General features: G+C 56.1%; 6 protein-coding genes and 2 pseudogenes. 2 read left to right on the top strand and 6 right to left on the bottom strand.

Annotation, left to right across the window (positions count from 1 at the left end):
- The coding region (locus ACLFKU_RS41890; RefSeq protein ID WP_410853148.1) for a transposase at positions 1-166 on the bottom strand (166 nt) is incomplete at its 3' end.
- Between the two features lie 489 nt (positions 167-655).
- Between ACLFKU_RS41890 and ACLFKU_RS41885 the strand changes: the two are divergent.
- Positions 656-1,726 (top strand): annotated as a pseudogene (locus ACLFKU_RS41885) (Tn3 family transposase); the annotation flags it as partial.
- A 96-nt stretch (positions 1,727-1,822) separates the two neighbouring features.
- Here the strand turns inward: ACLFKU_RS41885 and ACLFKU_RS41880 are convergent.
- The 5 genes and pseudogenes from ACLFKU_RS41880 to ACLFKU_RS41860 all read right to left on the bottom strand — a co-directional run bounded on the left by ACLFKU_RS41880 (position 1,823) and on the right by ACLFKU_RS41860 (position 6,887).
- On the bottom strand, positions 1,823-2,302 hold the full coding sequence (locus ACLFKU_RS41880; RefSeq protein WP_410853147.1) for an RNase A-like domain-containing protein: 480 nt from the start codon (positions 2,300-2,302) through the stop codon (positions 1,823-1,825).
- 114 nt (positions 2,303-2,416) lie between these two features.
- Positions 2,417-3,221, bottom strand: a pseudogene (locus tag ACLFKU_RS41875) (IS5 family transposase).
- A gap of 737 nt (positions 3,222-3,958) precedes the next feature.
- Positions 3,959-4,243, bottom strand: a complete 285-nt coding sequence (locus ACLFKU_RS41870; protein ID WP_410853146.1) for a hypothetical protein — start codon at positions 4,241-4,243, stop codon at positions 3,959-3,961.
- Positions 4,244-4,475: 232 nt separating this feature from the next.
- The gene (gene ltrA, locus ACLFKU_RS41865) at positions 4,476-6,167 is read right to left on the bottom strand and encodes a group II intron reverse transcriptase/maturase (RefSeq protein WP_410853145.1); all 1,692 of its coding nucleotides are present in this window, start codon (positions 6,165-6,167) and stop codon (positions 4,476-4,478) included.
- Between the two features lie 579 nt (positions 6,168-6,746).
- Positions 6,747-6,887, bottom strand: a complete 141-nt coding sequence (locus tag ACLFKU_RS41860; RefSeq protein ID WP_410853144.1) for a hypothetical protein — start codon at positions 6,885-6,887, stop codon at positions 6,747-6,749.
- Positions 6,888-7,078: 191 nt separating this feature from the next.
- Here ACLFKU_RS41860 and ACLFKU_RS41855 point away from each other — a divergent pair, with 191 nt between their 5' ends.
- Positions 7,079-7,579 (top strand): transposase, encoded by a 501-nt coding sequence (locus ACLFKU_RS41855; protein WP_410853143.1) that lies wholly within the window; start codon positions 7,079-7,081, stop codon positions 7,577-7,579.
- Positions 7,580-7,625: the final 46 nt, after the last annotated feature.

Raw genomic sequence — 7,625 nt, 5'->3', positions numbered from 1 at the left:
ACGGCGCGCCGGCACGAGCCATCCAGCGCAATGCATCAAACATGTCGCGCAGTTCGTATTTGCGCTGGGGCGCGTCGACGTCCATCAGCGTCAGATACGGCGCCGCGAAACTCCATTCCTCATCCGATACATCAGTCGGATACCCTTTGCGGTCTGTTCTTTTCATCCCGCCAGGATAACAGGTCTCAATCGAAGTTCCTAACACGCTCTAGGAAAGGTCTGCACAACATGTTTTCAGAGCGCCGATCTATTTTCATGGTGGGCGTATCGGCCGCAGAGTCTGCTAGCAGGCTGGGCGTCTGGCTTTGAAGCATTATGACCTTCGTTCGCCGAGACTCACGACCTGCCTATCGAGGCGCTGTACTGCAGGCCGAATACGGGCCGACGCAATGCGCGGCTGCCGCGCGTCAAACAAGATGAGAACAACGTCAGTCAGGTCACCGACGAGGAATCCGGCGTGAACTGCCGCGCTACTGCGAGATTGTGGGCTTACCCGACGGACGGCAAGAGCTTTGCGAGGGATCTGCGAGACAGGCTGTACGCGGCGCTCAACGAAGCCGATGCGAACTTCCCAGCAAACGACAGCACCGAGTTCGTCGGTGAGGAACTCGTCATTCGCAAGCCGGGCAAGGAGCTCGAGCCGCCGAACCGCACGCTGGTTGATCAGGCCATCACGGCATCAACGCCGCAGTTCAGTATCCTGGATCTTCTCACCGAAACCGAGCAATGGCTCGAGCTGCATAAACTGTTTCGACCGCTATCCGGGTCCGACGCGAAGATCGACGATCCGAGCAAGCGTTTCGTCACGACGCTGTTCTGCTACGGCTACAACCTAGGGCCGAACCAGACGGCGCGCTCGGTGAAAGGGCTCACTCGCAAACAGGTCGCCCGGCTAAACCTAAAAACACGCCACGGAGGAGCGGCTCGACCAGGCGAACGTGATGGTGATCAACGCGTACAACCAGTTCCCGTTGCAGAAATACCGCGGCAACGGCAAGCGCACGTCGCGCCGACGGCACCAAGTGGGGCCTGTACGAGCAGAATCTGCTGTCCGAATATCTCGTTCGCTATGGGGATACGGCGGGATAGGCTACTATACGTGCCCAACATGTACATCGCGTTGTTCCGTCACTTCATCCCGTTTGGTGTCCACGAGGTCGTCTACATCCTCGATGGGCTGATTCTGAACGTAGCCGATGTCAAGCCCGACACGATCCACGATGATACGCAGGCGCAAAGCGGTCCGGTCTTCGGTCTGTCGTACGTGGTAGGCATCAACCTGATGCCGCACATGCGCAACATCAAGGATCTCGTGCTGTACGAGGCGGACCGGCTGCGCAAATACAAGCACATCGACAGCTCGTGCCGTCAGCCGGTGGACTGGCCACTCATCGAACGTCACTATGCCGACATGATGCGCGTTGCAGTGTCGATCAAGGCAGGCAAGATGACGCCGTCGACGGTCCTGCGCCGCCTGGGATCGGAGAGCACGAAAAACAAGCTCCGCTTCACATTCCGTGAGCTGGGGCAAGTGACGCAGACGCTGTTCCGGTTGAAACATCTCAGTGAACCAGACCTGCGTCGCACGATTCACGCCGCGACCAACAAGAGCGAGCAGTTCAACGACTTCGCGAAGTGGCTGATGTTCGGTGGCGAAGGCGCGATAGCCGAAAGCGTCCGTCACTGGCAGCGCAAGGTGATCAGGTACAACGACCTCGTCGCGAACTGCCTGCCGCAAAGGCATGCAGCCCCAACGAGTCTTTTTGATTTCGTCCCTTAAACTACGCGTCGATCCGTCACCTTGCTCGAGCTAACGAAGACGCTATTTCGGGTATGCGGTAAGTAGAAAGCAGTCAGCGTCGTTTTTCTCGATTACTGCGACCCAGTTTCGTGTCCCTTGGCAGACGAATCCCTTGTTTGCATTGCACGGTGAGCGGTTCTTACTGGGGTCTTTTCCAGTGAACGTCTCGACTACCAGACCAACTTTTTGTTCGCTTCGCCCGGTTAAGGTGGTTCTTCCGTTGGGGCCGGTCACCGCGCCCGGAGCGCTTGTCTTTATCGCGTCGGATATCGCCCTGAGCATTGTTTTCGCGTCTGTGAAGGAGCTTGCCGCTTCGGGATATGGCGCGCAAGTGTCACCCTTACCGCCGCCCCGATTGATGATGCGGCCGATTAAGCCGCTTTCTGATTTTCCGACGTGACACCTAACTGCGTGACCACCAGCGGATTCCTGCTGGCCAAGCCACTGCGCCCAGTTGCCGTTCGCCGGTGGGAGGCAGGTCTGTGCAGCCGCATTCAGCATTGTCAGTGCGAGTGCGCACGCTACCGTCGAAAAAACGGACGTCCTTAGTAGACGGATACGTATGTTGCGGTGAAGCGATTTTTTCATCTTGGTCCTTGTAGAGATTAGACGGTGTTAGGAACTTCGAAGTACCAGGATTGCACGGACAAGCACAAGCACGGCTACGACGACAAAATGCGGACCTGCGAGTGTTTCGGGCAAGCGTTCGTAGTCAAGTGGGAGGCGTCGAAGGCGGTTGATCCATCCGAAGCTGCACTCGACTACCCATCGCCGCGGCAACAGCAGGAAACGCTTTTTCGCTTCGTCCAGCTTGACCACCTGGGGATCAATTCCTTAGGCGCGCGCAGCCTACGCAGGATGTTTGCCCGTGCCCCCCTGATCGGCAAAGACCACTTTTTCGGCTTCTCCCATTGCCTGCTGCACCTGACGCGCTAGCTCTGCCACCTGTGCCCGTTCCTGCTCGTTGGCCGGTGTCACGTGTACGGCGAGCAACTGACAGAATGTCGACCGCCATATGTACCTTGCTGCCACGCTTGCGCTTGTAGCCGTCATAGCCTGCGCGTGGGCCACTTTCACATGTCGATTGCAACGTGCGGCCATCAACGATAACCGCGCTCGGCTGCCCATGCCGCCCTTGCGCCACACGGACAATCGAACGAAGGTCACTCACCATGCACTCGAAACAGCCGCCGCCAGCCATCGTGCGTCTGCTGGTACACGAGTTTTCCCGACGAAAAAACGGTCAGCAGCACTCGCCACGCAGCCCCAGCGCGAGCCATCCAGCGCAACGCATTGACCGTTCGCGCACCTCGTACACTCTGTGGTGCACTCTCATCCATCAACGTTAGACGCTGCCACGAAGCTCCTTTCTTCGTCGAAAAACGTCTGTCGGATAGGCTTTGCTTTTCGCTCTTGTCATGCCTCCCTTATGTTCCATGCTTGGCCCTAGAGAACCAATTTCGAGCACGCTTTCAATGTATTTCAGTACGACGAATGCATCGCCACTTTCTCAAGCCGCATGAACTTGGCCCCGCCATCGTTAGTGCGGTCGCGAAGATGGCAGTCGTCAGAAAATGGGATGCCGCACGTCTAACGCTCATCATGTGCCTTCCTTTCGGACTGTTCAAACATATTAAAGCAAATACACTTTTTGGAGATAAGTCAAAAATCCGTCGAGAGGACGTTGACTTCCTAGGAAAGCCATAACCTTTGCCATCTGAACAGCGGAACCACAAGGCAGGGCAGTCGTCCGTTTCAAACGTCCAAGATCCTCTACGCGATCGCGGCTACGATTCCGATTCCCGCAGTCCAGAACTGCGCCAGCGGGGTATCAAGCTAGGGCCTCCTCAAGCGTCGCAGAGGGTACGGCAGCCGGGCCGGAAAAATTCCGCTCGGTTCGATAAGCGAACTCACTCTTAGCTCCTTTGGCTGTTCTCCCGTCTGCTGGATGCAGAAGGTGTGGAACTGGGCCTCTAAAATCCCGGGGGTCGAACAGCGATGATCGTGCCAACAGCCAGATAACCGCGTGGATCGATATTCCTCGTTTTTAAACGACGAACAAGGTCGACAATGAAGATACGAAATGTCGTAAGTGCGACACTTCCCGTCTATCGTGTTCTGTATCCAGATCTATAAAGATAGATTCGACCACCCTATCTATTTGCACCGGAGCATTCGTGGTGACTTCCGCCTGCTTGAGCCACCGCGCGAGCTCGATACGCCGCGCAGACTCCTGTTTTCGACCGCGGTGTGGGCCGATGAGATGTTGCGTTGCCAACAGCAAAACTGAAACAACGGGCCGACTCCCCATTCGCCAAGGCCGACGCCCCGGATCCGGTCATAGGGACTGGCGTCAACCATCACCGTCGGCGCCGTCGCGAGCAACACGGAGCGTAGTTTATGGCTTTGCGCAAATTTCTCGCGACAGCCAACGAAGACAATCGATTCGCGCCGCGCGACCTATGTATCCAGAACGAAGTTGGCGACCTTACGGGCGAGCTTCTCCTGCGTCATCGGATCAGTCGTCGCGGGAATCTTCGCGGCGGACGTCTCGTCATCAAACAGCTTTGCCTTCGCGTAGTCGGGTAAGGGAAAGCCATTGCTGGCCGCCCCTCCCCTAACAACCGGACTTGAAAGTTTCCCTTCATCCGGCTCAAGCCTCTCTAAGCCCCAGTCAAGGAGCCGGCTTGCGAACCTCGAGGTCTCGACTGTGAACCTGCCTATGGCAATTTGGATGCAGAAAGACGAGGTTTGAAATGCTACTGCTCCCGCCCCTCGATCTCCAGCGAATGTGATGAACATGCCATCCGCTCTGTTTGGTGATCTTCTCACCACAGTGAGCGCACTTGCCACCTTGGGAAATCCAAAGCGACAGAAGCACCCGCCGACCGGTCAGTGATCTCGCCATTCGAAGGCTGAGACGTTCTTCGAAGTAGCTTTCCCACTTTTGGTCGTAAGGATTCGCCTCGCCTTTTGCAGCGGCGTGCCGAACGATGGTCAGTTTGCTCAAATGTTCAATCTTGAACAGCTTTGCATCGTCCGACTCGGGATCTCGCTCTTCTGCCGCGAAAATCCAGTCCCGGGAACCGATCCGATGGAAATATCGGTTCTTAATCCACGGGAGACGTTTCCGGGGGTGCCGGCGTTTAGCCCATCTCCATAGGCATTGCCAAATCAGGTAGTCCACTTTGTGAAATGTGTCTTTCGAGACAACGTGCCGGTGATAATTGCCCCAGCCCTTGATGATCGGATTCAACAGACGGATCAGCGTTGACTGCTTCACCTGCTTGTTGTTTCTGACCACCTCTCGAATCTTTTCCATCAGCGAACGCACGCTTTTATCCGACGGCCGAATAAGGAGCTTCCCGCCGTACTTCCGGATATTCTGACCGAGAAAATCAAAACCTTGGTCAATATGCGTGATGAGGGTCTTTTCCTGCGAAAGCTCAAGCCCTCGTTCCCGGAGAAATGCTACAACTGCCGGGAGCACCTCATGTTCCAGGAATTCTTTCGAACGCCCTGTGATCACGAAGTCATCCGCGTACCGGACAAGATTGACACAACCCCTAAGCTTGTTTTTCGTGATCCACGTAAATCTGTCCCGAAGCATAGCCTGCAACCCATCCAATGCGAGATTGGCGAGTACCGGGGAGATGATTCCGCCCTGAGGGGTACCTTCCTCGGTGGGCGATAACACACCATCGCTCACAAAGCCTGCCTTCAACCATTTCCGGAGTATCGCTCGGTCCATTCGGACGTTCGCGAGGAGCCAGTCATGACTGATTTTGTCGAAACAAGCTTTAATGTCGCCTTCCAGCACCCATTGCGGCGAAGCCTTTTTTCCCAGCACACCGAAGCACCGTTCTATGGCGTCAGCCGTAGATCTGTGCGTACGGAAGCCATATGAATAATCATCGGCAACTGTTTCGGCCACCGGATCGAGCGATAGCAGGTGTAGCGCTTGCATCGCACGATCGCGGAGCGTCGGAATGCCCAGAGGTCTGAGCTTTCCATTGCTTTTCGGAATATAGATGCGCCGCAGAGGTGACGGTCGGTAACCTTGCCGCCTCATCAACAAAATGGCAGTGGACTTTGATTCCGGCGTAGACCAGGTTTCCCCATCCACGCCCGGCGTGTTCTTGCCTTGATTCTCAGTTACCCGCTTCACGGCGAGAGCTTTGCCGTGAAACGAATGCGTTAGTAGCCATTGCAAGGCTTTCACCTTGCCCCAGCGACCTTCGCTCGTTGCCTTCACGATTCGCGCTTGCAGCCTTCTCACTTCTCGGTGGCAACGGGACCATTCAATCTGGTGCCACTGTACCGGGTTGTGGGAAGGCGCACCCGCGTCTACCAACGATGCAGTCATCTGCTTTCCTCCCTCAAAAGGTTTATCAATACGTCTCGTGATGAAAGACCACGTGGAAGTGGGCGCCCTTTCGGGCCAGACGAAACAAACTGTCCGTATCTCAGTCATTACAACCGAGCCTTCGCTTTTTCCACGATCCCATACCCGCAATCCATCGTCACATCTTGCGATGCTCCTACCCTCGCGGGAGATATACGGGCTTACCGCGTTCCACGTAAGTAACGCGATCGGGTTAGGGCCTGTCTTTTCGCCGGTGACTTTGTGTCCGTGTGATCCGAATGATGAGCGAATCAACCAGTCACGTACCGTTTTGGTTCAAGCCTGTCAGCACATTTGGCTTGTTACAATTAACGACGTTTATCGACAGTTCACTTCTGTTACCCATACCGACCAGCCTAGCGACCGAACCCCAGTTGTGCTCGGAGTTCTCGGCTTCCCTCGCGGGGACACCTAGCCCGAAGGCGGTCTACATTGTCCTCAAGGCTTCTCACGGCACCGTTACCAGCATCGCGAGCTTGAGTAGGCTACTGCACACGGAAATGCAGGTTCCTTCGCTTAACATCAAGCTGGAACAATTACTTACGCGACTTCGCGTCGCACCATCATGAACTGTTCGACACACGTGAAAGAGACACCGCGGTAGGTGAAACGGCACGGATGCCAGTTGCTCAATACATCGTCCGTGCCGAAAAACCCGGTGTAATGCCCGATCGTGCGCATCGCACTAACTCCTTTCTGATTAACAGGGAATGGCCGCTTCTAGCGGCATGGTATCGATGCGCAAATGCTCGTTCGAAAACACTTGAGCAAACGTAAGCATCTGATCTGTACCGTTCCCCGCCTTGCGTAGAAGATGCAATCATCGGCTGCAACGGACACGAATGACTGACTGTGTCCACCAACAGCGGAGAATGGACACGGTGTCTCAGACAGTCGAATTACCTGCCAGGTGTCAGAACCAACGACATCCATTGGAGTGGAAGCGATCGGTCGTCGAGCAGACCTTTGAACCCGGTGCCGCCGTCGCCCGGATCGCCCGCGAGAACAACATCAACGCCAACCAGGTGTGGGCGTGGCGCAAACTGTACGCTCAGGGTTTGCTGGTGGACGACTCCCAGGCGCAGACGACGTTGCCTGTCGTTGTCGATGCACAGTCCGAACGGGCGATACCTCAGGAGCCGGATGCGCCACACACGCCTGCACCTGCCGTGGCTGCAAATGGCAGTATTCAGCTTCAGCATGGCAATACGTCACTTCGGATCGGACGCGTGCCCGACGCGACGATCTTGCGCCGGTCCTTGAGCGGGTCCTCCGATGATTGGCCTGACCATCGCCGCCGGCGCTCCGGCCCCGTCAACACTTCCATCACTAATGACATGGTCCGCCCCGCCTCACCGGGCAGGTTACGCTGAAGGAGCTCACTCGTAACTGGAGACCATCATGGACCATGCGACGCTC

The organism is Paraburkholderia sp. EG304, assembly GCF_046543485.1.
GTDB classification, from domain to species: Bacteria; Pseudomonadota; Gammaproteobacteria; order Burkholderiales; family Burkholderiaceae; genus Paraburkholderia; species Paraburkholderia youngii.
The sequence above is the reverse complement of the archived record's forward strand: the minus strand, read 5'-3'. Positions and strand labels throughout refer to the sequence as shown.

Excerpts from the sequence above, each read along its gene's own strand:
- ACLFKU_RS41880 (WP_410853147.1), bottom strand. The coding sequence starts at position 2,302 with ATGCTGAATGCGGCTGCACAGACCTGCCTCCCACCGGCGAACGGCAAC.
- ACLFKU_RS41860 (WP_410853144.1), bottom strand. The coding sequence starts at position 6,887 with ATGCGCACGATCGGGCATTACACCGGGTTTTTCGGCACGGACGATGTA.
- ltrA (WP_410853145.1), bottom strand. The coding sequence starts at position 6,167 with ATGACTGCATCGTTGGTAGACGCGGGTGCGCCTTCCCACAACCCGGTA.
- ACLFKU_RS41855 (WP_410853143.1), top strand. The coding sequence starts at position 7,079 with ATGGACACGGTGTCTCAGACAGTCGAATTACCTGCCAGGTGTCAGAAC.